Genomic DNA, 25731 nt, shown 5'->3' with positions numbered 1-25731 from the left:
ATCTCGTCAAGGGAGGCTCGGATGGAGCGGGAGCTCATCGTCACCGGGGTCGGCGGGCAGGGCATCCAGCTGCTCGCGAAGACCCTCGCCCTCGCCGCCACCCGGGAGGGGCGCTATGCGATGCTCGCCGCGGACTACGGCGGCGAGATGCGCGGCGGGCCGTCCAAGGCCGGCGTCGTCGTCGGCGACGCCCCACTGCACGCCCTGCCGATCCTGCCGTCAGCCTGGTCCGCGATCTTCGCCCACCATCGCTTCGCCGAGGGCGTGCAGGACCGGCTCCGACCCGGCGGCATCGTCGTGGCCAACACCCCGCTCGTCGACCCCGACGGCTTCCGCGCCGACCTGCGGGTCTTCGTCGTCGACGCGATGGCCGCGGCCAAGGAGTGCGGCGCGCCGAACGCGTCCGGGTTCGTCCTCCTCGGCGCCTACAACGCCCTCACCACGATGGTGGCGGCGGCGTCGCTGGTCGCCGCGATGGAGGAACTGCTGCCTCCCTACCGGCAGCAGCACGCCCCCGCCAACGCGCGTGCCCTCGAGGCGGGCGCCCTGACCGTGCGGGCCGGTGTGGCATGAGCCTGGAGCTGCTCGACGGCGGGGCCGCCATGGCTGAGGCGGCGATCGCCGCCGGGTGCCGGTTCTTCACCGGCTACCCGATGTCACCGTTCACCGGCCTGCTGGAGGAGATGTCACGGCGGCTGCCCAAGGCCGGCGGGGTCTGCCTCAACGCGGAGAGCGAGATCGAAGGCGTCAACATGACCCTCGGCGCCGCCGCGGCCGGAGCCCGCGCCGCGACCGGCTCGTGCGGGCAGGGCATCGCGCTGATGCAGGAGGCGATCGCCGAGGCCGCGCTCAACGAGACCCCGTTCGTCGTGTTCAACCTGGCCCGCAACCAGCAGGACTACTTCCAGGCCACCCGCGGCGGCGGCTGGGGCGACTACCGCACGATCACCCTCGCCCCGAAGGACGTCCCGGAGGCCATCGAGCACACCCAGCTGCTGTTCCACCTCGCCGACAAGCACCGCGCGCCGGTCATGCTGTACGGCGACCCGCTGCTCGCGCAAACCCGCGTCGGCGTCGACGTCCAGGCCCTCGACTTCGGCCCGCTGCCGGCCAAGGACTGGGCGCTGGACGGCACCGGCGGCGGCACCGGCCGCAGCCGCCAGATCTGGACCTGGGCGATGGGCAAGGCCAACGACCCCGGCCCCGGCCCCGACGGGCACTGGCGCGCGGTCGCCGACAAGTTCGACCGGATCGCCGCGGAGGAGCAGCGCCACGAGGAGTCCATGGTGGACGACGCCGAGACCGTCGTGGTGGCGTTCGGCACGGCGGCGAAGTTCGTCGAGCACGTCGTGACCGGGCTGCGCGCCGAAGGCCACCGCATCGGCTGGTTCCGGCCCGTCACCCTGTGGCCGTTTCCCGGCGCCGCGCTGCGCCGTGCCACCACCGGCGCCCGCAACGTTTTGGTCTTCGAGCTCAACGCCGGGCAGATGCTCGACGACGTGCGCATCCACGCCGCCGACCGCGACGCCGTCCGGTTCGTCGGCGGGGTCAGCATCGCCGAGTCCGGGCTCTCCTACGGTCCCCTGCTCGACGCCCCCGTGATCCGCGAACGAATCCTAGGTGCGACATGATCATCGACACGTCCGGGCCGCCCGCCGTCCCGGCGAAACAGGTCGCCGACTTCAAGCCCAGTCTCCTGCTCGGCGAGCACTCGCTGTGCCCCGGCTGCGGCGAGCCCGTCGCCCTGCGGATCCTGCTGGAGGTGCTGCAGGAGCTCGACATCGTGCAGCGCAGCATCGGCGTCGTCGGGCACGGCTGCTACGGCAGCTTCGTGCGCATCATGGACGTCGACGTCCTGCAGTGCCTGCACGGCCGCGCCCCGGCGTGCGCCACAGGCATCAAGCGGGTCCGCCCCGGCGTCGCCGTGTTCACCCTGCAGGGCGACGGGGACATGGCCAACGAAGGGCTGCAGGAGGTGCTGCACGCCGCCGCCCGCGGTGAGAACATCACCTGCGTGATGCTCAACAACGGGGTCTTCGGCGACACTGGCGGCCAGCAGACCGCCGCCACCGTCCTCGGCCAGCGCACCAAGACCAGCATCGACGGGCGCGACCCGGACACCCACGGCTACCCGATCCCGGTCGCCGACCTGGTCGCGTCGCTGCAGGGCGTCGGCTACGTCGCCCGCGGCGCCGTCTCCAGCGCCGGTGGGGTGCTGCAGGCGAAACGGATGCTGCGCAAGGCGTTCGAGACCCAGCTCGCCGGCGGCGGGTTCAGCCTGGTGGAGATCCTCACCATGTGCCCGACCGGCTGGTTCGTGCCGACCGCCGAAGGACCGTCGTATCAGCAGGGCACCATGGAGCAGACGTACGGCATCGGCGAGCTGGTGACCCGGTGAAGCTGCAGCGGGCCAACACCAGCGAGGCGGTCGCGGCGCACGTGCTGGACCTGTTGTTCGCCGGTGAGCTGCGCAGCGGCCAGCGTCTCGACCTCGACGAGATCGCTTCGCGGCTCGGCGTGAGCCGGGTGCCGGTCCGCGAGGGCCTCATCCAGCTCGAACGCGACGGTCTCGTCGAACGCGCCCACTACAGGCGGGCGTTCGTCGCGGAGTTCGACGACGCCACCGTCCGGGAGGCGTTCGAGCTCTACGGCATGCTCAGCGCGTTGACCAACCGCCGCGTCGCCGCGCGCCGCGACCCAGCGGTCGTGGAGGCTCTGGGCAAGCTCGACGAGAGCCTGGCCGGCTGCGACGACCCGGCCGAATTCGAGTCCCTGGCCCGCGAGTTCCGCCGGGTCGTCAACGTCGCCGGCGCCCGCAACCACCTGCGGGCGTTGCTGCGCACGTTCAGCGGCCTGGTCCCGGCCGCGGCCCGGTTCTCCATCGACGACGCCCTGCCGGCCGAGCGTGCCGCCCTGCACGCCGAATACGCCGCGATCCGCGACGGGGACCCCGACGCCGCCGGCGCCGCGGCCCTCGCGCACCTGCGCCTCACCGCCGACAACGCCGTCGCCGCGCTGCGCCGCCGCGGCGTCTTCCCACCGTCCGTCGTGGACGGTGCAGAGTGGACGGACGCGGCGGCCGTCCTGAAAGGAACGACCCCGTGAGCCGTGGCACCCTCGTCATCGACACCGACCGCTGCAAGGGCTGCGAGCTGTGCCTGGCCGCCTGCCCCCCCAGCGTGCTGAGCATGTCCGCGACCGTCAACGAGCAGGGCTACCGGTATCCGGAGCTGCACGACGGCTGCACTGGATGTACCGCCTGCCAGATCGTCTGCCCCGACTTCGTCATCGCCGTCTACCGATACACCCCGCCGCCCGCGTGAGGGCGGCGAGGCTCCCGACGGACGGTCAGTTGTTGGAGTCGGCGCTGGTCAGGAAGCCGGCGTTGACCCGCGCGCCGCCGCTGTCGTAGCAGGCCACGTCGCGCGCACAGTCACACCGAGACGGTTTGCCGACAGTCCGTGGCGCTGGTGTTCGTTCACCATGTCCTTCGATATCTCGCGGCGCCGCACCCGGCGGTCCTCGCTGTCGCCGTCGCCGCCGTGTGGTTCCTCGTCCGCGACGAGCCGGCCGCCCCCGACGCCGGTGACTGCCTGAGTTAACCCGCCCCGTCGACGTTCGAGACGGGCGACTGCGGGTCCACCGGCGCGCGGTACGTCGTGCTCGGCCGGGTCGAGAACCGCACCGACGAGGACGCCAGGGACGTCTCGATCATCTGCGCCCGCTGGCCGGACGCCACCTTCGACTACTGGCGCGAACAGCCCGGCAGCAAGGGCGTCGTCATCTGCGCCAAGGAGCGCTAGCCCGCGGGGGCTTGATGAACACGTCGTCTACCCGGTGGATCGGTGGTCCCAGCAGACCGGCAATCCACTGGGTAGTCATGCTGCCGCCTTGGGCGGCGCCACGTCAGTGGCGAGGCGAATTCAACCAAGCGATTGCTTGATTTGCTGGCGGGGTGCGGCTTAATCTTCTAAAAGATTTGGAGGTGAGCCGTGACACTCACGACAGCACCGCCCGGCTCGACCGACGCGCCCATGCGCGACGGCGGGACCGCCACCTGGTCGCCCCGCATCACCCCGCCGATCGGCGTCGACCTCACCGACCGGCAGGCCCTGGCCTGCGCGTTCCGCATCCTGGGGAACAGCGGCTTCAGCGAGAACATCGCCGGCCACATCACCATGGTCAAAGACGGCCAAGGCGGCACCGAAGGTGCCATGTGGGTCAACCCGTGGGGCCTGTGGTGGGAGGAGATCTCCGCGTCCGACCTGTGCGTGGTCGACCGGGACGGCACCGTCCTGGATGGCCGGTGGGACGTCACCCCGGCCATCCACATCCACACCGAACTGCACCGGGTCCGGCCCGACGCCAGGGTCGTCGTGCACAACCACCCGTACTACGTCACCGTGCTCGCCGCGATTGGGGTGCTGCCGCAAATCGTGCACCAGACCGGGTGCATGTACGACGGCGACCTCGCGTTCGTGCACGAATACACCGGCGAGGTCGACGACGCCGCGCTCGGCGCCGACCTGGCCCGCCGGATCGGGGACAGCTCCGTGGTCATCCTCGCCAGCCACGGCATCATCGTCACCGCCCCGACGATCCAGGAGGCGACATACCGCTCGGCGAGCATCGACCGTGCCTGCCGCCTCGCCTACGACGTCATGCTGCTCGGCCGCGACCCCCTGGAGATCGCCCCCGGCCTGCGGCACGGCATGAAGAAGTCACTGCTGGAGCGCGGCACCGACGTGTTCTGGGCCGGCGCCGTGCGCTCACTGCTGCGCCGCGAGCCCGAAGTACTGGACTGAAAGGCAACGTCATGGCATCGATCGACGAGTTACTGCAGAACAGTTCGTTCACCATCGCCGACCGGTCGAAGGTGACCTTCCTGCCCGACCCGCCCCGCCAGCCCCGCAAGTACACGTTCATCTCCGTCGACGACCACATCGTCGAGCCGCCCGACGCGTTCGAGGGCCGCATGCCGGCGAAGTTCGCCGAGCAGACGCCCCGGGTCGTCGAACAGGACGGCAGCCACGTCTGGATCTACGACGGCAAGGAGTTCCCGAACGTCGGCTTCAACGCTGTCGTCGGCCGGCCGGTCGACGAGTACAGCATGGAACCGAGCCGCTTCGACGACATGCGCCGCGGCTCGTGGGACATCCACGAACGCATCAAGGACATGGACCTCAGCGGCGTGTACGCCTCGCTGTGCTTCCCGTCGTTCCTGCCCGGCTTCGCCGGCCAGCGCCTGCAACTGTCCACGAAGGACACCGAGCTGGCCCTCGCCGCCACCCGCGCCTGGAACGACTGGAACATCGAGGCGTGGTCCGGCGCCTACCCGGACCGCATGATCCCCTGCCAGCTGCCGTACTTCCTGGACCCCGAGGTCGGCGCCCAGGAGATCTACCGTAACGCCGAGCGCGGGTTCAAGGCCGTCACCTTCACCGAGGCACCGCACCTGCTCGGCATGCCGTCGCTGCACACCGGGCACTGGGACCCGATCATGCGCGCCTGCGAGGAGACCGGCACCGTCATCAACCTGCACATCGGCTCGTCGGGAACCTCGCCGTCCACCGCCCCGGACGCCCCACCGGACGTCGTCGGCGTGCTGTTCTTCGGGTACTCGATGTTCTCCGCCGTGGACTGGTTGTACTCCCGTATCCCGGTGCGGTTCCCCGGCATCAAGATCGTGCTGTCGGAGGGCGGCATCGGCTGGGTGCCCGGCCTCGTCGACCGGCTCAACCACATGCTGAGCTACCACGAGATGTACGGCACCTGGAAGGGCATCGACCTGACCCCAGCCGAGGTGCTGCTGCGCAACTTCTACTTCTGCGCGGTCGAGGACCCGTCGTCCTTCGCGCTGCGCGACGTCATCGGCGTCGACCACATCTTCCTCGAGCAGGACTACCCGCACTGCGACTCGACCTGGCCGCACACCCAGCGCACCATCGAGGAGGAGATCGGTGGCCTGCCCGACGCCGACGTGCGCAAGATGACCTGGGAGAACGCGTCCAGGGTATACCGGCACCCGGTCCCACCCGCGGTCCAGGACGACCCGGACGCCTACTAGACTCCGCCTCCATGGTCTCAGCCGACCGGCTCGCCGAGCAGGTGGCCGATCACATCCGCGGCCAGATCGTGCGCGGTGAGCTCGCAGACGGTGCCCCGCTGCCCAAGTCGGAGGAACTCATCCAGCGCTACCCGGTGAGCATGCCGACGTTCCGCGAGGCGATGCGCATCCTGGAGGCGGAAGGCCTGATCACGGTCCGCCGGGGACGGCTCGGCGGTGCGGTCGTGCATCGGCCCTCCCCGGCGAACCTCGGCTACAACCTCGGCCTCGTCCTCGCCGCGCAACGCGTCGGCATCGACGACGTCGCCACCGCGCTCCGCCACGTCGAGCCGGCCTGCGCCGCCCTGTGCGCAGGCCGGCCCGACCGGGCCGACACCGTGGTCCCGCGGCTGCGGGCGCTGCACGAGGAGTATCTGGCCTGCATCGACGACCTGGTCGAGGTCGTCGGCGTGTCCCGCCGCTTCCACGAGGCCCTCGTCGGCCTGTGCGGCAACCCGCCGCTGATCGTGCTCGCCGGGGCGCTGGAAGCCCTGTGGTCCAGTCACGAGCAGGACTGGGCCACCCGCATCCGGGAGACCACTGGCGTACCACTGCGCGAACGCCGCGCGGCCGGCGAGGTGCACGGCCGGATCCTCGCGCTCATCGAGCAGGGCGCCGCCGACGAGGTGCACCGGCTCGTCACCGAGCACCTGACGTCCGCGCAGCGCAACCCCAGCCCGGCCGGCCCGTCCGCCGTCATCGACGCGGCCCTGATCCGCCGGCAGCCACGCGGGTAGCGGAGGTAACGGCCTTTCGAACGCGGTTGGATCGCTGGCCTTTCGACACCCGCATGCGGTGCGGTTGTAGGACCGCCCGCCGAACCCGGGTGCGTCGGGTGGAGGCACGATGGTGGTCATGGAGCGTGCGGGGTGGGACCGGTCCGTGAGACGACGGACCAGCCGGCGGTGCGCCGCGGCAACCTGTGCCGCACGCTGCGGCACATCCGCGCCAGCGGGCCGCGGTCCCGGGCCGCGATCGCCGCCGGCCTGCACAAGACGACCGTGTCGAGTCTCGTCGAAGAGCTGCTGAGCCGCCGCCTCGTCCGTGAGACCGGGCTCGAACGGTCCGGCGTCGCCGGTCGCCCGGCGCGCTGGGTGGCGCTGTCACCTGAGCTCGGCGCGGTCCGGGATCGAGATCAACATGGACTACCTGGCGGTGCACGGCTGCTACCTGACCGGCCGGACGGGTCGTCGAGCGACGGGTCGGCTTCGACGCGCAGGGTCGCGACGTCGAGACCTGCCTGGCCGATCTGGCCGCCGCTCGTACCATCGCGGAACTGACGGATCATGGTGTGACCCCAGTGCAGCACTGACCGCGGCGGAGGAGACACAGCGACGCCGGGAACCACACGAGCTTCCGCTTCTCGCAATGTCTGACCGGCAACGGAATCCGGCCGTCCATGGGGCCCGTCGGCGACTCGTTCGACAACGCACTGATGGAGTACTTCTGGTCGACCTTGAAGATCGAACTGGTCCATCGCACCAGCTGGCGAACCCGCGACCAGGCAGGCTCCCCCGGTGGTGTTGTACGCGGTGATGCGCATCCCTTGCCGGGGCCAGGACCGGCGTACCTGCAGGCGGAACCAGCCGCGGGCGTAGCTCACGACGAGGCGGTACACGGCGCTGGCCGCGGCGGTCGCCGGACGGTGTGCGGGGTTGAGGTCATGGCTGCTGGGGCGTGAGGACCTCCGTCAGGTCGCGGAGCATCTCGGAGGCGGTGACGGGGTCGAGGGCGTCGAACGTGCGGGTCAGGGTGCGTGGGGCCCAGGTGCCCCGCGGGTGGTCGTTGAGCCAGATGGTCCTGAGCTCCTGGTCGGTGAAGATGTCGTGGGCGCCGATCGGGATGCCGGGGTCCAGGTCGATGACGATGGCGCGGTTGTCCGGGGCAGGGCGCCAGATCCAGCACTGCACGCCGGCGTCCTGGGGCTCGCCGCGTCGCCAGCCGCGGCGTTCCAGGCCGAGGAGGGTCTTCGTGGGGACCTTCAGGTCGGTGAACCTGGCGAGGCTCGTCGACGCCCGCTCCGACGCGGTCAGTGCGTGCACCGCGCGGCCCAGCTGCGCGAAGGGCTGGAGGATCTCGTAGTCGGCGAACAGCGACACCCAGGCGGGCAGGTCCGCGCCGAGCAGGACGGGGTGGGCGAGGGCGACGGCCGCGGTGGGCGGGAGGGTGTACGAGTCGTCGGCGGCGTCGGCGAAGGTGCCGTCCTCCGCGACACGGAAAGCGGTCACGCCGAACGTGGTCATGCCACCGTTGTCCGCGGCGGCGGTGGTCGCGTCGACGCTGGGCTCGGTCGGAAGGAGGGTGGCGGTCCACACGAGGCGCCGGGCGATGTGCCGCAGCAGCGGGTGCGCCACGACGTGGTCCTGGAACGACGCGGCCGTCCAGTGGCGCCGGCTGACCATCGCGGCCTCCAGGCGGCGGATCTGGTCGGCGGCGATGGTGCGGACGTCCTTCTTCAGGGCGGTGTAGCGCTGGTACGCGGTGGGCGCCAACTCCTGGTCGTCGCGCGCCCCCGGCTTCGGCAGGTCCTTGCGCGGCGCGCCGCCGTCCGCGGTGACATAGGGCTTGAGCTGCTCGTCGAAGCCGACCACGAACTGGCGAGGCCCGTAGTCCAGCAGGAGGGAGCCGGAGGCGTCGAGGCCGAGATCGGGGACCAGGCGGTCGGCGAGCTGCTCCTCGGTGAGGCCGAGCGAGGCGGCGACCTCGGCGACCTTCTCCGTCGCCCGCTCCTTGAGGCCCTTGAACTTGGCCTTCTGCGCGATCCCGCTCAGGTGCGCCAGCGCGAGGTCGGAGCCGATGCCGGCGAGGACGTCCAGGCCGGTGACGGCCTTCGCGTGGCCGCCTTCGCCGGGCCAGGCGCGGATCACGGGGGAGAGGCGGCGGACGGTGTCGTCGTCGCCGAGCCACTGCAGGGCGAGCAGGGGCCACGGCTCCTTCGGCGGGGCGCCGACCGACTGCCACTGGGTGAACACGGCCCAGGCGAACTGGGCGAGGGAGCGGCGGTCGAGCTGCTCGACGACGAGCGGCACGCCCGCATACACCTCGTCGGGCCGGGAGATGGCGAGCATCGTGCACAGGTGGCGGGCCGGCTCGTCGCCGAGGGCGGCGGAGCGGTCCTTGAGCAGGACGCGGGGCATCAGCGAAGGGTCGGCCCAGGCCGGCAGGTCGGGGATCTTCGCTGGCAGCACGTCGAGGGTGCTGCCGCCGAGCAGCGCGTCGAGCGCCGCGCCGGCGTCGGGGCCGAACGAGGTGCCGGCGGCGAGGACCTCGTCGCGGTGCCGGACCGCGAGCATCCGCAGCACCTCCTCGGCCGCCTGCCGGTCCGGGCCGGTCGGGCCCACCGCGGCCGGGGTCAGCGCCCGGGCCGCATACGCCGGGTGCCGGTCGAGCCAGGCGAGCACGAGCGCCCGCAGCGACTTCAGCCGCCGCAGCGAACGGGCCATGTGCGTGGCGACCTCGGGCGAGGCGAACGGCAGCAGCAGCTCGGTGCACGTCCCGGCCTGCTTGTCCGCGAGGTGCAGGGCGGCCGGCAGCGCGGCGAGCCCGAAGCGGGCGGCGATCGGCGGGAACCACTGCGGGGCGTCCCAGATCCGCTGGGGGCGCCAGTCGGGCAGCAGCTCGGCGACCACGTCGTCGGGGGCGGTCAGCATGAGCGTGACCTCGTGGTGCCCCTGCAGGGCGCCGGCGCGGTAGTGCTGCACCGCGGTCTCGATGGATGTGTCGAGGGCCCACCAGGTCGCATTCGGCACGCGCCGCGCGGCCCACGCGTCCCGCTCGCCCGGCGCCCAGTCGAGCACGGGCTCGGCGGTGAAGCCGAGGCCGGGGACGACCTGCGGCCGCGACCGCGGGCGCCGCACCGTCCACGGCGGGGTGACCAGCAGCTCCGGCAGTGCCGGCGGCGACGCCAGGGGCACGGCGCTGTCGTCGGCCAGGATGGCCTCGACCCGCGCCTGCGAGGCGGGCGGCAGCGCGACGCCGGCGGCGAGGTCGCCGTGCGCGAGGACGTGCACCCGCAGCATGTCCTGCGCGGCCCGGCCGGCGTCGGCGGCGAGGATGCGCAGCGCCCGCTCCGGGAAGCGGCGGGCCGCGTCGAGGGCGGCGAGCGGCACGTACTTGCGGTCGAGGCGGGCGACCAGCCCCGCGAACGCCTCGTCGGTCGGGAACAGCGCCAGGGCGCTCACGAGCCGCTGCTGGATCTCGGCGTCGACGTTGCCCGTGTCCAGCCACTCCAGCAGGTGCGGCGTGACGGCGGGTCCGGTGCCGTCCACGGCGGTCGCGAGGGCCTCGGTGTCGCGGGCGAGCCACCAGCCGCCGGAGGCGGGCGCCGCCACGGCCAGGTGCGCGCTGCCGGACGCCGCGCACCACAGCAGCTTGGCCCGGTAGTTGTCGGTGGTGCCGGCCAGCTCCGCGGCGACGCCGTCGACCCAGTCCCGCCGCGTGGGGACGAGGAACGCGGCGGCGGCCCGCCGGTAGGCCGATCGGTCCCGGTGGCCGGCGAGCATCGCGACCACCGCGGCGTGGTCGTCGTCGGACGCGACGGCCAGCGCCGCCCTGACCCGCCCGGCGAGCGCAACCCAGTGCGGGAAATAGCCCCAGCCGGGCAGGGCCCGCCACGTCACCCGCGCCGGCACCTGGACGCTGTTGTGCATGTAACCGCCGGTGTCCAGGTCGACCGCCTCCACCGTGGCGGCAGCGGCGAACAGCAGCCCCCGCGAGGGGATCCACAGGTCGGCGAGCCGGGCCAGCCGGCCCGTGTCCTTCCACGACACGTAGGGGGCGACGAGCGCCGCCACCACCCCCGCGCCGGCGGCGGGGCCACTGGAGGGGTCGGCGAGATACGCCCGCGCGGGCGCCACGAGCGAAGGATCGCTGTCGGGATGGTCGAGCCGGGCGTCGATCATGCCCCGCGCAGCGGCGATGAGCTCCATCCCCCGGGCCCGGTCGTGCTTCAGTACGGGCCCAGGGGTGCCGCCCCGGCGGGGGATGAACACCTTGCGCCAGGAGGCCGGAAACTCGAGATCCACGCCGACACACTAACGACGAGGTACGACAAAAACCTCAGGCGCCGACGTACTCCGCCAGATGCTGCCCGGTCAGCGTCGCACGGGACGCCACGAGCGCGGCGGGCGTCCCGGTGAACACGACCTGCCCGCCGTCGTGCCCCGCCCCCGGCCCGAGGTCGATGATCCAGTCGGCGTGCGCCATCACGGCCTGGTGGTGCTCGACCACGATCACCGACTTGCCCGCGTCCACGAGCCGGTCGAGCAGCCCCAGCAGGTGCGACACGTCCGCGAGGTGCAGGCCCGCGGTCGGCTCGTCCAGCACGTACACGCCGCCCTTGTCGCCCATGTGCGTGGCCAGCTTCAGCCGCTGCCGCTCACCGCCGGACAGCGTCGTCAGCGGCTGCCCGATCGTCAGGTACCCGAGCCCCACGTCGACCAGCCGGCCGAGGATCACGTGCGCCGGCGGCGTGTGCGCGTCGGTCCCGGGGCCGAAGAACTCGAACGCGTCGGCGACCGACATCGTCAGGACCTCGCTGATGTCGCGGCCGCCCAGGTGGTAGTCGAGGACCGACGCGTCGAAACGCTTGCCCTCGCACACCTCGCAGACGGTGGCGACGCCGGCCATGACCACCAGGTCGGTGTAGATGACGCCGTTGCCGTTGCAGTTGGGGCAGGCACCCTCCGAGTTGGCGCTGAACAGCGCGGGCTTCACGCCGTTGGCCTTCGCGAAGGCCTTGCGGATGGGTTCGAGGAGGCCGGTGTACGTCGCGGGATTGCTCCGCCGGGAGCCGCGGATCGGGCTCTGGTCGACGGACACGACATCGCCGAACGTGGGAACGGAGCCGTGCACCAGTGAGCTCTTGCCGGAGCCGGCCACCCCGGTGACGACACAGAGCACGCCGAGCGGGATGTCGACGTCGACGTCGCGCAGGTTGTGCGCGTTCGCGCCGCGGACCTTGAGATACCCGGACGGCGACCGCACGTCGGGCTTCAGTGCGACACGGTCGTCGAGGTGCTTGCCGGTGAGCGTACCGCTGTTGCGAAGGCCCGGCAGGGTGCCCTCGTAGCAGACCGTGCCACCCCCGGAGCCGGCGCCCGGACCGAGGTCGACGACGTGGTCCGCGATCGCGATCGCCTCCGGCTTGTGCTCCACGACCAGCACCGTGTTGCCCTTGTCGCGCAGCCGCAGCAGCAGGTCGTTCATCCGCTGGATGTCGTGCGGGTGCAGGCCGATCGTGGGCTCGTCGAACACGTACGTGACGTCGGTCAGCGGCGAGCCGAGGTGCCGGATCATCTTGACCCGCTGCGACTCGCCCCCGGACAGCGTGCCGGAGGGGCGGTCGAGGGAGAGGTACCCCAGCCCGATCTCGACGAAGGAGTCCAGCGTGTGCCGCAGGGCCGCGAGCAGCGGCGCGACCGACGGATCGGCCAGCGTGGAGACCCATGCGGCCAGGTCGCTGATCTGCATCGAGCACGCGTCGGCGATGTTCCTACCGTCGATCTTCGACGAGCGGGCCTCCTCGCTGAGCCGGGTGCCGCCGCACTCGGGGCAGACCCCGAACACGACCGCCCGCTCCACGAACGCCCGCACGTGCGGCTGCAGCGCGTCGACGTCCTTGGACAGCATCGACTTCTGGATCTTCGGGATCAGCCCCTCGTAGGTCAGGTTGATCCCGTCGACCTTGATCTTCGTCGGCTCCTTGTGCAGCAGGTCGTTGAGCTCCCGCTTCGTGTACTTGCGGATCGGCTTGTCCATGTCGAAGTAGCCGCAGCCGCTGAAGATCCGGCCGAACCAGCCGTCCATGCTGTAGCCGGGGATCGTCAGCGCGCCCTCGCTGAGGGACTTGCTGTCGTCGTACAACTGCGAGAGATCGATGTCGTTGACCTTGCCGCGGCCCTCGCAGCGGCTGCACATGCCGCCCGTGATGCTGAACGCGCGGCGCTCCTTGATCGTCTGGCCGCCCTTCTTGACCGTGACGGCGCCGGCACCGCTGATCGAGGCGACGTTGAACGAGAACGCCTGCGGCGAGCCGATGTGCGGCTGCCCGAGCCGGCTGAACAGGATGCGCAGCATCGCGTTGGCGTCGGTGGCCGTGCCGACGGTCGAGCGGGGGTCCGCGCCCATCCGCTGCTGGTCGACGATGATCGCGGTGGTCAGCCCCTCGAGCACGTCGACGTCGGGTCGGGCGAGCGTCGGCATGAACCCCTGCACGAACGTGCTGTAGGTCTCGTTGATCAGCCGCTGCGACTCCGCGGCGATCGTGCCGAAGACGAGCGAGCTCTTGCCCGAGCCGGACACGCCGGTGAAGACCGTCAGCTGGCGTTTCGGGATCTCGATGCTGACGTCCTTGAGGTTGTTCACCCGTGCGCCCCGCACCCGGATCAGCTCGTCGGCCATCACATCTCCCTCTGTCGTCGGCTCCCGTCCACGCTAGCCGGAGCCTCACCGCCCGTGCTTCTCGAATCCTGATCAGAAGCGCGACCAGCAGCCTGATCAGAAGCGCGACCAGCAGCCTGATCACAAGCGTGATCAGCAGTCCCATCAGAAGCGGCGGCGGCCAGCAGCCGCTGCCCGATGACCCGTGCCGTGTGCCGCAGCTCGGGTCCGCCCACGATCCGGAAGGCGCACGGCAGCGCCGCGAGCTGCTCGGCATACCACCACGGGTTGCCGGTCGAGCCCACCAGCCGGCACGTGGCGTCGTCGAGCGCCTCGAGCCGCCCGAGCGCCGCCGGTACCCTGCCCGCCAGCTCGCCGATCGGCCGGTCGAGGACCAGGTCGACGGCGTACTCCCAACCGACCGTGAGGTGCTCCTCCAGCACGGCGACCGGGTCGAACGGCGGCGGCGGGTCGAACCCGCCGTCGAGCACCGAGACGGCCGCCACGCGATCGACCCGGTACGCCCTGCGCGCGCCGGACGCGTGCGACCAGCAGATCAGGTACCACCTTCCGTGCCGGACGACGACCGACCACGGGTCGACCTCGCCGTCCCACTCGGTGCCGGACTCGTTGCGGTACGACACCCGCAACCGCCGGAAGCCGGCGCACGCCTGCACGAGCGTGGCCGTGATCTGCGGGTCGGGCCGGGCGGCGGCGCGGTCGGGGGCCGGTGCGGTCGCCCGCCGCACCGCGTCGGCCTGCGCGGCGACCTGCTCGGGCAGCGCCCGCACCAGCTTGCCGAGCGCGGCGCCGACCGGGCTCGCCGGGTCACCGGCGTCGTGGTGACCGTCGAGGACCGCCATGACCAGCGCGAGCGCCTCCGCGGCGGTGAACGTCAGCGGCGGCGGCCGCAGGCCACGACCCACCCGGTAGCCACCGTACGGTCCGCGGACCGACTCGATCGGGATCCCCGCGTCGCGGAGCACCGCGATGGACCGCCGCGCCGCCCGCTCCGACACGCCGAGCCTGGCCGCGAGCCGGTCGGCGGTGATGCCCGGGCTCGCCTGGACGAGCTCCAGCGCGAGCAGCGCCCGGGAGGCGGGACTTTCCACGGTCGCCCTTCCGCGAATCCGGACGCGAAACGTCCGGAACCGATCCTACCGTGATCGGCATGATGCTGAACGAGCCACCGCCGGACGCCGGCGAGGCGGAGATGCAGTTGTTCGCCCTCGAACGGTCCCGCGCGCAGTTCGCGTGGAAGGCCGGCGGGCTCGACGAGGCGGGGCTGCGGCGCGCCCAGCCGCCGTCCACCCTCACCCTCGCCGGGCTGCTGAAGCATCTGGCGCTGGTCGAGGAGCTGTACACGATCGACTTCACCGGCAAGGCGCCCGGACCGCCGCTCGACGCGCCCGAGGCGGCCACCGACCTCGACTGGGTGTGGCGCAGCGCGGCCGGGGACTCCGCCGAATACCTCTACGAGCTGTGGCGCGGCGCGGTCGAGCGCTCCCGGGCCGCCATGGCCGAGGCCCTCGCCGACGGCGGGCTCGACCAGCCCGCGAAGTACCGGGCGTTCGACGACGGCAGGCGGCCGAACCTCCGGCGGCTCGTGATGGACCTGCACGACGAGTACGCCCGCCACGTCGGCCACGCCGACCTGCTCCGTGAGGCCATCGACGGGCTCGTCGGCGAGGACCCTCCGCTTTCGTGATCGAATGCGTAGCGCGCAGACTCCCGGCTTCAGCCGTGGGGTTAGCGCGTCGACTCTGCGCGGACAGTGGAAAGCGCGTTGCTGTGTAGTGTTCGTGTGTCCGTCAGGCTGCGGTCGAACAGCAGCATCGTCTTTCAGTGCGCGTTTCATGTGGTGTGGTGCCCGAAGTACCGGCGATGCGTGCTCGGCGGCCGGATCGAGGAACGACTCGAGCAACTCATCCGCGGAGTCGTGGAGGAGAAGGGGGCGTGGCTGGTGGCCTTGGAAGTCATGCCCGACCATGTCCACCTGCTGGTCAAGGTCGACCCGCAGCTCGGCGTCCATAAGAGCGACCGGCAATAGGTCAGGATCTGGGCGGGTGGGGACCCCGGGTGCGAGGCAGGCACGGGTCCATTGATTATCGGAGTTCTCTACGCTTCGTAACCGATGGAGTCCCGTGCCTGCGCTGCCATCATCGTTGTTCGAGCCTGTCTGGGTCCAGTTCGCCGCGCTGTGGCCTGAACAACCCGAGTTCGACCCGGCGCATCCCCTCGGTTGTCACCGCCGCCGAATCCCGGACCGGGTCGTGTTCGAGCACGTCATCGCCGCGCTGGTCCACGGATCCGGGTATGAACGCGTCGCCTCGCAGACCTGCTCGGACCGCACGATCCGCCGGCGTCTGCGGCTGTGGGCCGACGCCGGGCTCGGCGAGCAGATCCACGAGCTGGCCCTGGACGCCTACGACCGGATGATCGGCCTGGACCTGGCCGACGTCAGCGCCGACGGCGCGATCACGAAAGCACCGTGCGGCGGGGACCGGGCCGGCCGGTCACCGGTCGACCGTGGCAAGGGCGGCATGAAACGCTCGACCGGCGTGGACGGGTACGGCATCCCGCTCGGCATCGTCGGCGCCACCGCCAACCGGCACGACTCCCCGCTGCTGCGCGACACCTTCGCCGCGTGCAGCACCCAGCTGCGGCACCACTGGCCGGAACGGGTCACTGCCCATCTCGACCGCGGCTACGACAACAACCGGGCCCGTGACCTGCTCGACGAACTCGGCTTCGACGCGCAGATCGCCCGCAAGGGCGTACCCGCCCCGATCCAGATCGGCAAACGCTGGGTGGTAGAGCGGACGAACTCGTGGATGAACGGCTTCGGCAAGATCCGCCGCTGCACCGACCGCGACGCCCAGACCATCGACTTCTACCTGTACCTGGCCGCCGCCATCGTCACAATCCGTCAACTCATCCAACGAGCCCGCACCCTCTACCGCTGGGACACCCGACCCACCACCCGCAGACTCAAGTGACACCTACTGCCGGTCGCTCTAAGCTGGTGAAGGCCGTCAAGGCCCGCACGTCGCGGGTACTGCGCGACGAGTTCCCGTCACTTCGTTCGCGGCTGCCGACGCTGTGGACGAACTCGTACTTCGTGGCGAGCACGGGCGGTGCCCCGTCGGCTGCGGTCAAGGCGTACGTCGAGCAGCAGAAGGACCGTTGAATGCTGACCGGCCGCCGCTATCTGCTGGCGTTCACCGACGAGCAGGCCGCCTACGCCGAGGCGGTCGGCGCGGTCTGCCGTGCGGTGTGGAACACCGCGCTGGAGCAGCGCCGCGTCTACCGTCGCCGCGGCGCGTTCATCTCCTATGTGGAGCAGGCCCGGCAGATGGCCGAGGCGAAGAAGGACCCGGACTGCGGGTGGCTGGCCGACGCCCCGTCACACACGCTGCAGCAGACGCTGCGGGACCTGGACCGGGCGTGCAGGACCCACGGGACGTGGAAGGTGCGGTGGCGGTCCAAGACGCGGACCGCGCCGTCGTTCCGGTTCCCCGACCCGAACCACATCGCGGTACGGCGGCTGAACCGGCGGTGGGGTGAGGTGCGGCTGCCGAAGTTCGGCCCGGTCCGGTTCCGCTGGACCCGGCCGCTCGGCGGCAGCATCCGCAACGCCACCGTGTCCCAGGACGGCGGGCGCTGGTACGTCTCGTTCTGCGTCGAGGACGGCGTCGCCGAGGCCGCCGGGAACGGCAGGCCGCCCGTCGGCGTCGACCGGGGCGTGGCAGTTGCGGTCGCAACCTCCGACGGCGGCCTGCACGACCGGGCTTTCGCCACCCCGGGCGAGACGGCACGTCTCAAGCGGTTGCAGCAACGCCTGTCCCGATCGTTGCGCACCCATGGCCGTAACCGCCGCTCCAACCGACGCGACGCGGTGCGTGCCCAGTTCGGCCGGCTCAACTCCCGCATCCGGGCGCGGCGGGCCGACTTCGCTGCGCAGACCGCCGTGCGGCTGGTCCGTGAACACGGCCTGGTCGCCGTCGAAGACCTGCGCGTGACGACCATGACGGCCAGCGCGAGAGGCACCGCCGAGCAGCCCGGCCGTAACGTGCGGCAGAAGGCCGGGCTGAACCGGGCCATCCTCGGCAAGGGCTGGGGCGGGTTCCTGCTCACCCTGCAACACGCGGCCCGCTACCACGGCGCGACCGTCGTCAAGGTCAACCCCGCGTACACGTCGCAGACCTGCAACTCCTGCCGGCACATCGCCCGGGACAGCCGCGAGAGCCAAGCGGTCTTCCGGTGCGTCGCCTGCGGGCACCAGGACAACGCCGACGTGAACGCGGCAAAGAACATCCTGGCCGCCGGGCTGGCGGTCACCGGGCGTGGAGACCTCGCCACCGGGCGGTCCGCGAAGCGCCAACCACCCGAACGGCGCTCGGCATGAACACGCCTCAGCCACGGGAATCCCCCGGCTTCAGCCGTGGGGAGGAAGTCAACCTTTGGTCTTCGTGAAGAGTCGCTCATGCGCCGTCACATCGATTGCCGAAAAGGGTTTCGGCATCGAATATGGACGGACATGGAGCTCAGAGCAAGGCGCCGCCTGATTGTCGGTGTCGTCGCCGGTACGGTGGCAGCCGTCGCACTCGCCGCGACCCTCTATGTCACGACGGGATCAGGCGGCGGCACCGGCGGGGAGCGGCCGCAGGTCCAGGCGGCGGAGCAGGCCGGCCTGCCCGCCGACGGCGCTCAGGGGGCCGGGCTCACCAGCGCCGGCCCGTCGGCCTCGGTGTCCGCCTCCGCGCAGACCGCAGGCGCCTGCTCCCGTCCGGTCGGCGCCGCGCCGGTCGTGAAGGTCACCGACGTCGCCACCGGGGTGCGCGTCACCGGCTACGGCCGCGAGGGCGACACCGACCCGCTGCCGATGGCGATCGCGGCGGCGCCCGGCGGCGGGTCGTGGCTGGCGTGGCTCGGCACCGACGGCCGCGTGTACCTCGGCCGGCTCGGCTGCGACGACAAGCTCGTCGGCAGCCCGACCAGCTTCACCGGCATCGACCTGCAGGACGTCGCCGCCGACGCGAACGGCGGCGTGCTGCTGCTCACCCGCAAGGGCAACTGCGGCGGCGGCACCCTCTGCGGCGGCTCGTCGAGCCCGTGCAACACGATGCACATGATCCGGTTCGACAACTCCGGCAAGCAGGTGTGGGAGCGGCAGGTGACGAACCTGACCGGCGACCGCACCGGCTACGACGACGGCGCCAGGTTCATCTGGTGGTACCAGCATCACGGCCGCCTCGCGTACGACGGCACGAACTACGCGGCGTACTTCGGTGTCGCCATCACCGTCAAGAACGGCGCCTGCGTCGACATTCACGAGGGCGACCGCATGCAGGTCGTCGGGCCCTCCGGGGCCCTCGTGTCAGGTCGCGGGAGCTTCGAGGTCGGGTGCAGTCACAGCTGGACGACCCGCATCGCCTGGGACCCGCGGGTCTCCCGCTTCGCGATGGTCTGCGCCACCGACAACGCGTGCCGGATCGCGCAGCCCAATCCGTACCGGACCGTCGCCTCCGGCACCTGCGACGGCACGCTCTTCGGCGGTGACCTGGTCCTCGCCGCCTCGAAGGGCTACTGGACCACGTGGAGCCAGGGCGGCAAGGCCCGCCTCGAACACTTCAGCACCGGCGCGTCCGATGCCACCGTCACGACCTCGGCGAAGACCGCCCATCCGCACCTGGTGGCCTACGGCTCCGGCCGGATGCTGCTGGCGTGGGAGTCCGGCTCGTCGATGACGGCGCAGGTGTACGACACGGGCGCCGCCCGCGCCGTCGGCGGCACGTTCACCGTCGACGCGAAGGACCACGCGTACCAGGCGTTCAAGGCGTACCCGGACGGCAGCGTCGCCTACGCGGCGGCCGGCGCGAACGCGACCACGATCCGGATCGCCCGCGTGCAGCCGATGGCCTGACCCGGTGGTGGGGCGCCCCCTCGCACAGGGGCGCCCCACCGGCTCTCAGCCGGCCGCGCGCTCCGGCCAGGTGCCGAGGTGGACCAGGTCGTCGCTGAACGTCGCCCCCTCGGCGAGCGCCAAGGCGTCCTGCTCGGTGACGCCCTCGCCCTTGATGTTGACGAAGAGGTTGCGCCCGTCGGTGCCGGGCACCGCGAGCTGTTGCCCCGGCCCGCTCGTGTACCACATCGCGGGCCGGCCGTTGACGGTCCGGTTCGGCACGAACTTGGTGCCCTCGGCGGACCAGTCGGTGACGTTGCCGTAGGTGAGGATCAGCGAGTCACCCGACGCCCCGCGGAAGGACACGGAACCCGACTGCCACGACCGGCCGTCCGCGCCCGCCGGACCCATGCTGGTCGTGCAGCTGTTCCACTCGGTGCCGGCCGGCACGGCGCCGACCCAGATCGGCACCGCACACCGCTGGGACCGGTCGAGGTGCACGCCCGTGGCGGCAGCCGTGACGACGGCGGCGGCATCGGCGGTCTCCATCGTGAGCACGGCCCACAGCCCGTCGACCGGCTGCCACCACAGCGCCCACGTGACCTTCCCCGGGGTCCATCCGTCCGGGAACTGCTGGATCGTCCCCGGACGACCCGCCACGGTGACCGCGACCGGCGCCGGGCTGTTCGGTGGGCCCCCGCCGGCGGCCAGCCCGCCGACCTTCGCCTGGTCCAGGTCCGGGCTGAGCACCACCGTCGCGGTGTGCTCGGTGGTGGACTCCCGGGTGCCCGAGCCGGTCCAGATCTCCGCCCGCTCCACGCCGGGGCCGGACCGCCACCAGCCACCCGTGCCACCGAACGCGGCCAGGTCGACGTCGAAGTGCAGCACGGCCCGGTCCGTCCCCACCGTGTCCGGTCGTTGCGCCGCACCCGGCACGTTCGCAACAGGCAGGGCCGCGGCCCTCGCGGTCGCCCTGTTGACCGATACGCTCGGCGGCGCCGCGACCGTCGGCGTCGTGCCACCACCGGGCAGCAGCCGCGGCACGGCCATCGCGCCCGCGGTGAGGGCCGCCGCGGTGCCCGCCGCGGCGAGCACGAGCCTGCGCCGCCGGGCGGCCCTGACCCGGCTCATCGTGCCGGCGCGCAGCGCCGCCACGTCGACGTCACCCTCGCCGTGCGGGCGCAGCGCGTCGGTGATCGAGTCCGCGAGCTCGGTGTGGTTCATCCGGTCCTCCCCGTCAGTACCGGCTCGGTCACCCCGAGCCGGAGGCGCAGCGCCTGCAGCGCGCGGGCCGCGTGCGTGCGCACCGTAGCCTGGCTGCAGCGCATGATGTCGGCGATCGCTGCGTCGTCGAGGTCCTCGTAGTAGCGCAGGACCAGCACGGTGCGCTGCCGCTCGGACAGCCGGCGGATCTGCCGCCACATCGCGTCGCGCTCGACCGTCTCGGTCCCGTGGTCCCCGGCGGCCGGCCCGTCCACCGGCTCGCCGACCGCGGGCTCCCGGTTGCTGCGCCGCCGCCACCACGAGTGCGCCGCGTTGGCGATGACCCGCCGCACGTACACGTCGGGCTGGTCGGTGCGCAGGATCCGGTTCCACCGCGGGTACGCCTTCGCGAGGGCCTCCTGCACGAGGTCCTCGGCGCGGTGCGGGTCACCGGTCAGGACCCGGGCGAACCGGATCAGACTGGGCCCGCGCGCCGCGATGTACTCCTCGAATGTCACGCTGGGAAACCTCCTTCGCGGGTCCAGACGCAACACCGCTCTCCGCCTGTTGACACGCGTTCTGTCGCCGATGCGACGCTGTGCCATGCGGGGGGCAAAAAACGCGGCAGCCGCCACCGGGACGGTGACGGCTGCCGGACGGGGCAGGGTGGAGCTACCGCACGACGTTGTAGGCGTTGATCTCGCCGGCGCCGTAGAACCCGTTACGGTTCCCGCCGGAGCAGGTGGCCTCGTAGCCGACCAGCTTCGGGACCGGGTTGTAGACGCCGCTCGGGCACGGCATGCTGACGGCGGTCCGCTCCATGAACGAGGCGAGCGCGCCGGGCGTGAGGTTCGGGTGGGCGGACAGCGCGAGCGCCGCGACGCCCGCGGCGTGCGGGCCGGCCATCGAGGTGCCCTGCTTGTAGCCCCAGCCGTTGGTCTTCGTCACCGTGTTGAAGGTCGTCGACAGCACCCCGTCGGTGATCGTCGACGGGCTGCCGCCGGTGCGGAAGCGCGTGTCGCCGCCGGGCGCGGTCACGTCGACGACGCCCTGGCCGTAGGAGGAGTAGTAGCTCTTCTGCTTGGTCGGGCCGACCGCGGAGACGGTGAGCACGCCCGGAGCCTCGGCGGGCAGGTCGACGCACGCGCCGGTGATGGTGCGGTCCTCGACCGGGAAGCTGCCGTCGTTAGGGCTGCCGCTGTCGACGAACTTGTGCTGCAGGTCGACGTTGGAGTTGCCGGCCGACGCGACGTTGAGCACACCCTTGCTCTGCGAGTACCGCAGCGCGCGCTGGACGGCGGTCCAGACCGGCCGCTGCCGCTCGTCGTTGCGGCAGTTGAACTCCCACGGGTCGATGAAGTAGCTGTTGTTGGTGACCCGCATGCCGTGCTCGGCGGCCCAGATGAACCCGCACACGGCGGCCTCCGGGTAGATGAACCCGTCGTCGTTGACGACCTTCACGGAGGCGACCTTCACGCCGGGCGCGACACCCGCCACGCCGACGCCGTTGATGGCCGCGGCGATGGTGCCGGCGACGTGCGTGCCGTGGTCCGACGTGGTCGGGTTCCAGGCGGCCTCGGTCGTGTCGACGACGCCGCCGATGCAGGACGCGCTCTTGTCCTTGGCGATCTGCGTGACCAGGTCCGGGTGCGTGCTCGAGATGCCGCTGTCGAGCACACCGACGACGACGTCAGGGCTGCCGGTGGTGACCTTGTGCGCCTGCGGGACGTCGATCTGCGTCATGTCCCACTGCTGGCCCCACAGCGGCTCGCCCGTCGGGTCGCCGGTCGCCTGCACGGTCGCGGAGTCGACGACGGCCACCGTCTCGTCGTCGTCCAGCGCGGTGGCGAGCCCGCCGGTGGACGCGACCGCGTCGACACCGGCCCCGGCGACCGCCGACTGGAACGCCGGGTTGGTCGTGCGGGCCACGAGCACGCCGATCTGGTCGTAGCGCGCCACGACCGTGCCGCCGGCCGCGGCGACCCGGCTCACCGCCTTGGCGGTCGACTGCCCCTGCGGCGCCAGCACCAGGAACGTGCTCTCCGGCCCGACCGCCCACGCCGGTGCCGAGGTGGTGGCCACAGCCCCGGCCCCGGCAACCAGCGCCGACACGACTGCCAGCGTAGTTCGACGAGAATGTCTCACCGTGTTCCCTCCGTCAGGAATGTCCGGTTGACCGTGCGGCGCGGTAGCGCCGCACGCCGGAAAGAGCGCCACACCGGCCACTCGCGTTACACCACCCACTCGCGTCGCACCGCCCCGGAAGCCGGCGGCGCCGGAAACGCCTGATGAACGGTCGTCTACGCCGCTTCGCGCGAGGCCACATCGGAGGAACGCCACCCGGCGACAAGCCACCCGACACGCGGGAACGCCCGTCACGCCAGGCGGTCGGCGCCGTCCACGCGGAGCCGGAGGTCGGCCGCGGCGGGGTGGTGCAGGTCGTCGAGGATGTCCAGGGCGCGCCGCCAGGCGTGCACGGCGAGGCCGGCGGCGCCCGCGGCGCAGTGGCAGTCGCCGAGGTGGACCAGGGTGTCGGCCTCGTAGTAGCGGTTGCCGGCGTCGCGGTAGAGCTCGATGGCCCGCTCGTAGGAGGCGACGGCCTCGGCGTGGCGGCCGACCTTGTGGTAGGCGAAGCCGAGGCTGTCCAATGTGGACGGCATCTCGCCGCCCAGGTGGCGCTGGAGGTCCAGGGCCCGACGGCAGCAGTCGAGGGCGTGGTCGTAGTCGCCGAGCAGCGCGTGATACCAGCCGACGATGCCGAGCGATAGGGCGTAGCCGGACTCGTGGTCGGCGACCCGGAACAGCTCGAGGGCCCGCAGCGAGTGGGCCAGCGCGCCGCGGTGGTCGGCGTCGCGTTCCAGGGTCAGCGACAGGTTGATGCGGCAGCCGGCCTCCACGGCGGGTTCGTCGATCGCCTGGCGCAGCTCGATGGCGTGGTCGAGGCGGGTGCGCGCCTCGTCGTCGCGGCCCAGCCGGATGCAGGCCCGGGCGGCGTAGCGGCCGGCGTGGATCTGCCCGACCAGGTCGGCCGAGCGTTCCGCCGCGTCGAGGGCGGCGCGCTGCACGGCGGCGAAGTCGTGCCAGTAGCCGCTCCAGTCGAGGAAGTCGCTCAGGGCCCACGCCAGCTGCCAGGCGTGGGTGTCGAATCCCGCGGTGGCGGCCTGGGTCACCGCGTTGATCAGCACCCGGTGTTCGCGGCCGAGCCAGCGGTGCGCGGCCTCCCGGTCGGGCAGCCGCTCCGGGGTGGTGTCCGCGCGACGCTCGGTCACGGCGACGAGAAGATCAACTACGGCGGCCCTGTGCCGGTCGCGCCGTTGCAGGCGCAGGCGCAGCCGGCCGGGCCGCAGGCCACCCAGGCGGCCGGTGCCGGTCTCGCCGCCGCGTGCAACCCGACCGGGCTGCGCAACAACCAGGGCTCCGAGTACCTGCAGCGCTGGCGGGTGCCGGACCGGAGCTCGTTCGGCTCGCTGTTCGAGGGCAAGCGGGAGATGAAGCTGGTCGTGATCGGCTCGATCGGCGGCATCATCAAGACCTACTTCTTCCCCAAGGTCAGGAAGCGGGACATCGACAGCTGGCAGAACTCCGACGTGTTCATCACCACGTGGGACCGCGCGGTGTGGGGCAACGCCATCGCCTACCAGTGGTTCGAGCTCGACGGCGGCGGCACCACCAGCACGGCGGTCAGCGTCCCCGTCCAGGGCGGCGGCACGATCACCAGCACCGTGTCGGGCCAGGATCGCGACGACAACGGCGGCGGCGCCGCGGTCGTGTTCAGCGAGTCGACGTTCCAGGAGTACGACACCGGCCTGATCAGGTTCAACATGTGCAGCACCGGCGGCGACGGCGGCACCGGCATCGAGAACCTCGCCTGCGGCGCGATCGCGTCGGCGTCCAGCACCTTCTCCGGGTACTCCCCGTCGAGGGCCACGGACTGAAACCCCGACACCCGCCTCGGCCCCGCGTACAGCTGGGCCAACAACAGCGGCACGTACCCGCCGAACAACCCGGAATGGCTCCAGGCCGACTTCGGCGTGAACAAGACCTTCTCCAGGGTCGTGGTCAAGACCAGCGCCGGCTACCCGATCCGCGACTACGACATCCAGGTCTGGAACGGCATCTCGTTCCTGACGGTCGCGTCGGTGCGCGGCAACACGGCGCTGAGCATCACGTCGACCTTCCCGTCGCGGACGGCCCGGCTGATCCGCATCTCCGGCCGCAGCGGACCGACCCATCAGCTCAACTACGTCCGCGTGAACGAGCTCGAGGTGTACGCGGTGTAACTCGACGAGAGGCACGGGGCGGGCGGCGACGGCCCGCCCGCCCCGGTTGGACCGGTCAGAACGGGTGGAACTCGGTGAAGGGCGGCTCGACCAGCGCGTCGGGCAGCCGGAGAGCGCGGCAGCGGGGCACCGCCTCGGCAGCGGGGTCGTCGGCGATGTGCCGCAGGGTGCCGGCGGCGAAGGCACCGGGTATCGCCGTCCAGCCCAGGTGCCGCTCGTAGTAGCGGACCGCGGTGCGCACCGATGGCGTCCAGTCGTCGTCCATGACGACCAACCCGCCCGGCCGGACGATCTTGCGCAGGAAGTAGAGGTCCACGAAGACCTCGTGGAAACGGTGGCTGCCGTCCACGAACGCCGCGTCGGCGATGAACCCCTCGGAGACGAGCTCCGGCAGCGCGACGGAGGACGGCGAGCGCATGAGCGTGGCGACGGAGTCCAGGCCCGCGGCGCGCAGCAGGTCCCAGCCGACATCGGAGTACGCCTGGTCCTGGAAGGGATCGACGATGACGTGCCGTGGGTGCGGCGGGTCGACCGTGACCAGCGCCTCACCGACCGCGAGGGCGGAGCTGGCGTAGGCGAGCCCGACCTCGACGACCGTCCCGGCCCCGTCGGCGATCAGCAGGTCGCGGAGCAGGTCGCAGTCCCGCTCCGGCATCGTGACCGTCTGGAAGTCCAGCTCGTGGTCCCGCGTCCACGGCGGACCGTCCTGCGCGAGGCGGCGGCGCACCTCGCGGACCCGTGCCCCGCGCTCACTCATCTGAATCCCGCCCCCGATCGACCACCACCGTAACACGGTCTGGTGTCGGGTTTCGGGCGCTGCCGCGGGGGTTGCGGCGCGTAGCGTACGCGGCATGCAG

General features: G+C 71.8%; 23 protein-coding genes and 4 pseudogenes. 19 read left to right on the top strand and 8 right to left on the bottom strand.

Annotated features, from left to right (window positions below; all coding sequences use genetic code 11):
- Positions 1 to 21 precede the first annotated feature (21 nt).
- The 11 genes and pseudogenes from ACQEVZ_RS49305 (at position 22) to ACQEVZ_RS49255 (ending at position 7386) form a co-directional block, all read left to right on the top strand.
- The gene (locus ACQEVZ_RS49305; protein ID WP_344499734.1) at positions 22 to 573 is read left to right on the top strand and encodes a 2-oxoacid:acceptor oxidoreductase family protein; all 552 of its coding nucleotides are present in this window, start codon (positions 22 to 24) and stop codon (positions 571 to 573) included.
- Entirely contained in the window at positions 570 to 1631 is a 1062-nt protein-coding gene (locus ACQEVZ_RS49300) for a hypothetical protein (protein ID WP_344499736.1), read from the top strand. Before ACQEVZ_RS49305 ends, ACQEVZ_RS49300 begins: the two co-directional genes overlap by 4 nt.
- A complete protein-coding gene (locus ACQEVZ_RS49295; protein ID WP_344499738.1) occupies positions 1628 to 2398 on the top strand; it encodes a thiamine pyrophosphate-dependent enzyme in 771 nt (256 codons plus the stop codon). Before ACQEVZ_RS49300 ends, ACQEVZ_RS49295 begins: the two co-directional genes overlap by 4 nt.
- Positions 2395 to 3105, top strand: a complete 711-nt coding sequence (locus ACQEVZ_RS49290; RefSeq protein WP_344499740.1) for a GntR family transcriptional regulator — start codon at positions 2395 to 2397, stop codon at positions 3103 to 3105. Before ACQEVZ_RS49295 ends, ACQEVZ_RS49290 begins: the two co-directional genes overlap by 4 nt.
- Positions 3102 to 3323: a 4Fe-4S dicluster domain-containing protein gene (locus tag ACQEVZ_RS49285; RefSeq protein ID WP_344499742.1), complete on the top strand. Its 222-nt coding sequence runs from the start codon at positions 3102 to 3104 to the stop codon at positions 3321 to 3323. Before ACQEVZ_RS49290 ends, ACQEVZ_RS49285 begins: the two co-directional genes overlap by 4 nt.
- Before the next feature lie 147 nt (positions 3324 to 3470).
- Entirely contained in the window at positions 3471 to 3602 is a 132-nt protein-coding gene (locus ACQEVZ_RS49280; RefSeq protein ID WP_433381807.1) for a hypothetical protein, read from the top strand.
- A 24-nt stretch (positions 3603 to 3626) separates the two neighbouring features.
- Positions 3627 to 3803: pseudogene (locus ACQEVZ_RS49275) on the top strand (LppU/SCO3897 family protein); the annotation flags it as partial.
- 189 nt (positions 3804 to 3992) lie between these two features.
- On the top strand, positions 3993 to 4805 hold the full coding sequence (locus ACQEVZ_RS49270; protein ID WP_344499745.1) for a class II aldolase/adducin family protein: 813 nt from the start codon (positions 3993 to 3995) through the stop codon (positions 4803 to 4805).
- Positions 4806 to 4816: 11 nt separating this feature from the next.
- The gene (locus ACQEVZ_RS49265) at positions 4817 to 6067 is read left to right on the top strand and encodes an amidohydrolase family protein (protein WP_354894205.1); all 1251 of its coding nucleotides are present in this window, start codon (positions 4817 to 4819) and stop codon (positions 6065 to 6067) included.
- 11 nt (positions 6068 to 6078) lie between these two features.
- Positions 6079 to 6843 carry a FadR/GntR family transcriptional regulator gene (locus ACQEVZ_RS49260; protein ID WP_433381803.1) on the top strand — a complete coding sequence of 255 codons (765 nt, stop codon included), beginning with the start codon at positions 6079 to 6081 and terminating at the stop codon, positions 6841 to 6843.
- Between the two features lie 132 nt (positions 6844 to 6975).
- Positions 6976 to 7386, top strand: a complete 411-nt coding sequence (locus ACQEVZ_RS49255) for a hypothetical protein (protein WP_433381800.1) — start codon at positions 6976 to 6978, stop codon at positions 7384 to 7386.
- A gap of 381 nt (positions 7387 to 7767) precedes the next feature.
- On the opposite strand, the gene ACQEVZ_RS49250 is transcribed toward ACQEVZ_RS49255, so the two are convergent.
- Genes ACQEVZ_RS49250 through ACQEVZ_RS49240 form a run of 3 tightly spaced genes read right to left on the bottom strand, consistent with a single transcriptional unit; the run spans position 7768 to position 14598 of the window.
- Positions 7768 to 11130, bottom strand: coding sequence for a DUF4132 domain-containing protein (locus tag ACQEVZ_RS49250; RefSeq protein WP_433381797.1), 3363 nt, complete (start codon positions 11128 to 11130; stop codon positions 7768 to 7770).
- A 34-nt stretch (positions 11131 to 11164) separates the two neighbouring features.
- Complete coding sequence (locus ACQEVZ_RS49245; protein ID WP_433381794.1) at positions 11165 to 13507, bottom strand: excinuclease ABC subunit UvrA; 2343 nt, start codon at positions 13505 to 13507, stop codon at positions 11165 to 11167.
- Complete coding sequence (locus tag ACQEVZ_RS49240) at positions 13507 to 14598, bottom strand: helix-turn-helix transcriptional regulator (protein WP_433381791.1); 1092 nt, start codon at positions 14596 to 14598, stop codon at positions 13507 to 13509. The genes ACQEVZ_RS49245 and ACQEVZ_RS49240 overlap by 1 nt, the downstream gene beginning before the upstream one ends.
- Positions 14599 to 14657: 59 nt before the next feature.
- On the opposite strand from ACQEVZ_RS49240, the gene ACQEVZ_RS49235 reads away from it, so the two are divergent.
- The 6 genes and pseudogenes from ACQEVZ_RS49235 (at position 14658) to ACQEVZ_RS49210 (ending at position 19412) form a co-directional block, all read left to right on the top strand.
- On the top strand, positions 14658 to 15194 hold the full coding sequence (locus ACQEVZ_RS49235; protein WP_433381789.1) for a DUF664 domain-containing protein: 537 nt from the start codon (positions 14658 to 14660) through the stop codon (positions 15192 to 15194).
- A 96-nt stretch (positions 15195 to 15290) separates the two neighbouring features.
- A pseudogene (gene tnpA / locus ACQEVZ_RS49230) lies at positions 15291 to 15521 on the top strand (IS200/IS605 family transposase); the annotation flags it as partial.
- Between the two features lie 109 nt (positions 15522 to 15630).
- The gene (locus ACQEVZ_RS49225) at positions 15631 to 16485 is read left to right on the top strand and encodes an IS5 family transposase (protein WP_433381786.1); all 855 of its coding nucleotides are present in this window, start codon (positions 15631 to 15633) and stop codon (positions 16483 to 16485) included.
- Between the two features lie 17 nt (positions 16486 to 16502).
- Positions 16503 to 16676 (top strand): annotated as a pseudogene (locus tag ACQEVZ_RS49220) (IS200/IS605 family transposase); the annotation flags it as partial.
- Positions 16677 to 17894, top strand: a complete 1218-nt coding sequence (locus ACQEVZ_RS49215) for an RNA-guided endonuclease InsQ/TnpB family protein (RefSeq protein WP_433381783.1) — start codon at positions 16677 to 16679, stop codon at positions 17892 to 17894. It abuts the pseudogene before it with no gap.
- Positions 17895 to 18077: 183 nt separating this feature from the next.
- Positions 18078 to 19412, top strand: a complete 1335-nt coding sequence (locus ACQEVZ_RS49210) for a hypothetical protein (RefSeq protein ID WP_433381780.1) — start codon at positions 18078 to 18080, stop codon at positions 19410 to 19412.
- A gap of 45 nt (positions 19413 to 19457) precedes the next feature.
- Here the strand turns inward: ACQEVZ_RS49210 and ACQEVZ_RS49205 are convergent, their stop codons facing one another.
- The 4 genes from ACQEVZ_RS49205 to ACQEVZ_RS49190 all read right to left on the bottom strand — a co-directional run bounded on the left by ACQEVZ_RS49205 (position 19458) and on the right by ACQEVZ_RS49190 (position 23863).
- Positions 19458 to 20615: a hypothetical protein gene (locus ACQEVZ_RS49205; protein ID WP_433381777.1), complete on the bottom strand. Its 1158-nt coding sequence runs from the start codon at positions 20613 to 20615 to the stop codon at positions 19458 to 19460.
- Positions 20612 to 21112 carry a SigE family RNA polymerase sigma factor gene (locus tag ACQEVZ_RS49200; protein WP_433381774.1) on the bottom strand — a complete coding sequence of 167 codons (501 nt, stop codon included), beginning with the start codon at positions 21110 to 21112 and terminating at the stop codon, positions 20612 to 20614. The genes ACQEVZ_RS49205 and ACQEVZ_RS49200 overlap by 4 nt, the downstream gene beginning before the upstream one ends.
- A gap of 154 nt (positions 21113 to 21266) precedes the next feature.
- Complete coding sequence (locus ACQEVZ_RS49195; RefSeq protein WP_433381771.1) at positions 21267 to 22706, bottom strand: S8 family peptidase; 1440 nt, start codon at positions 22704 to 22706, stop codon at positions 21267 to 21269.
- Between the two features lie 263 nt (positions 22707 to 22969).
- The gene (locus tag ACQEVZ_RS49190; RefSeq protein WP_433381768.1) at positions 22970 to 23863 is read right to left on the bottom strand and encodes a tetratricopeptide repeat protein; all 894 of its coding nucleotides are present in this window, start codon (positions 23861 to 23863) and stop codon (positions 22970 to 22972) included.
- 30 nt (positions 23864 to 23893) lie between these two features.
- Between ACQEVZ_RS49190 and ACQEVZ_RS49185 the strand changes: the two genes are divergently transcribed.
- On the top strand, positions 23894 to 24529 hold the full coding sequence (locus ACQEVZ_RS49185) for a hypothetical protein (RefSeq protein ID WP_433381765.1): 636 nt from the start codon (positions 23894 to 23896) through the stop codon (positions 24527 to 24529).
- 42 nt (positions 24530 to 24571) lie between these two features.
- A pseudogene (locus tag ACQEVZ_RS49180) lies at positions 24572 to 24874 on the top strand (discoidin domain-containing protein); the annotation flags it as partial.
- 55 nt (positions 24875 to 24929) lie between these two features.
- Here ACQEVZ_RS49180 and ACQEVZ_RS49175 read toward each other — a convergent pair.
- A complete protein-coding gene (locus ACQEVZ_RS49175) occupies positions 24930 to 25631 on the bottom strand; it encodes a class I SAM-dependent methyltransferase (protein WP_433381762.1) in 702 nt (233 codons plus the stop codon).
- Positions 25632 to 25731: the final 100 nt, after the last annotated feature.

The organism is Dactylosporangium sp. CA-152071 (assembly GCF_050936335.1).
GTDB classification, from domain to species: domain Bacteria; phylum Actinomycetota; class Actinomycetes; order Mycobacteriales; family Micromonosporaceae; genus Dactylosporangium; species Dactylosporangium maewongense.
Note: the sequence above shows the minus strand (reverse complement) of the source record. Positions and strands in the feature narration are given on the sequence as shown.

Excerpts from the sequence above, each read along its gene's own strand:
- ACQEVZ_RS49245 (WP_433381794.1), bottom strand. The coding sequence starts at position 13,507 with ATGGCCGACGAGCTGATCCGGGTGCGGGGCGCACGGGTGAACAACCTC.
- ACQEVZ_RS49175 (WP_433381762.1), bottom strand. The coding sequence starts at position 25,631 with ATGAGTGAGCGCGGGGCACGGGTCCGCGAGGTGCGCCGCCGCCTCGCG.
- ACQEVZ_RS49305 (WP_344499734.1), top strand. The coding sequence starts at position 22 with ATGGAGCGGGAGCTCATCGTCACCGGGGTCGGCGGGCAGGGCATCCAG.
- ACQEVZ_RS49215 (WP_433381783.1), top strand. The coding sequence starts at position 16,677 with ATGCTGACCGGCCGCCGCTATCTGCTGGCGTTCACCGACGAGCAGGCC.
- ACQEVZ_RS49265 (WP_354894205.1), top strand. The coding sequence starts at position 4,817 with ATGGCATCGATCGACGAGTTACTGCAGAACAGTTCGTTCACCATCGCC.
- ACQEVZ_RS49260 (WP_433381803.1), top strand. The coding sequence starts at position 6,079 with ATGGTCTCAGCCGACCGGCTCGCCGAGCAGGTGGCCGATCACATCCGC.
- ACQEVZ_RS49235 (WP_433381789.1), top strand. The coding sequence starts at position 14,658 with ATGATGCTGAACGAGCCACCGCCGGACGCCGGCGAGGCGGAGATGCAG.
- ACQEVZ_RS49205 (WP_433381777.1), bottom strand. The coding sequence starts at position 20,615 with ATGAACCACACCGAGCTCGCGGACTCGATCACCGACGCGCTGCGCCCG.
- ACQEVZ_RS49295 (WP_344499738.1), top strand. The coding sequence starts at position 1,628 with ATGATCATCGACACGTCCGGGCCGCCCGCCGTCCCGGCGAAACAGGTC.
- ACQEVZ_RS49300 (WP_344499736.1), top strand. The coding sequence starts at position 570 with ATGAGCCTGGAGCTGCTCGACGGCGGGGCCGCCATGGCTGAGGCGGCG.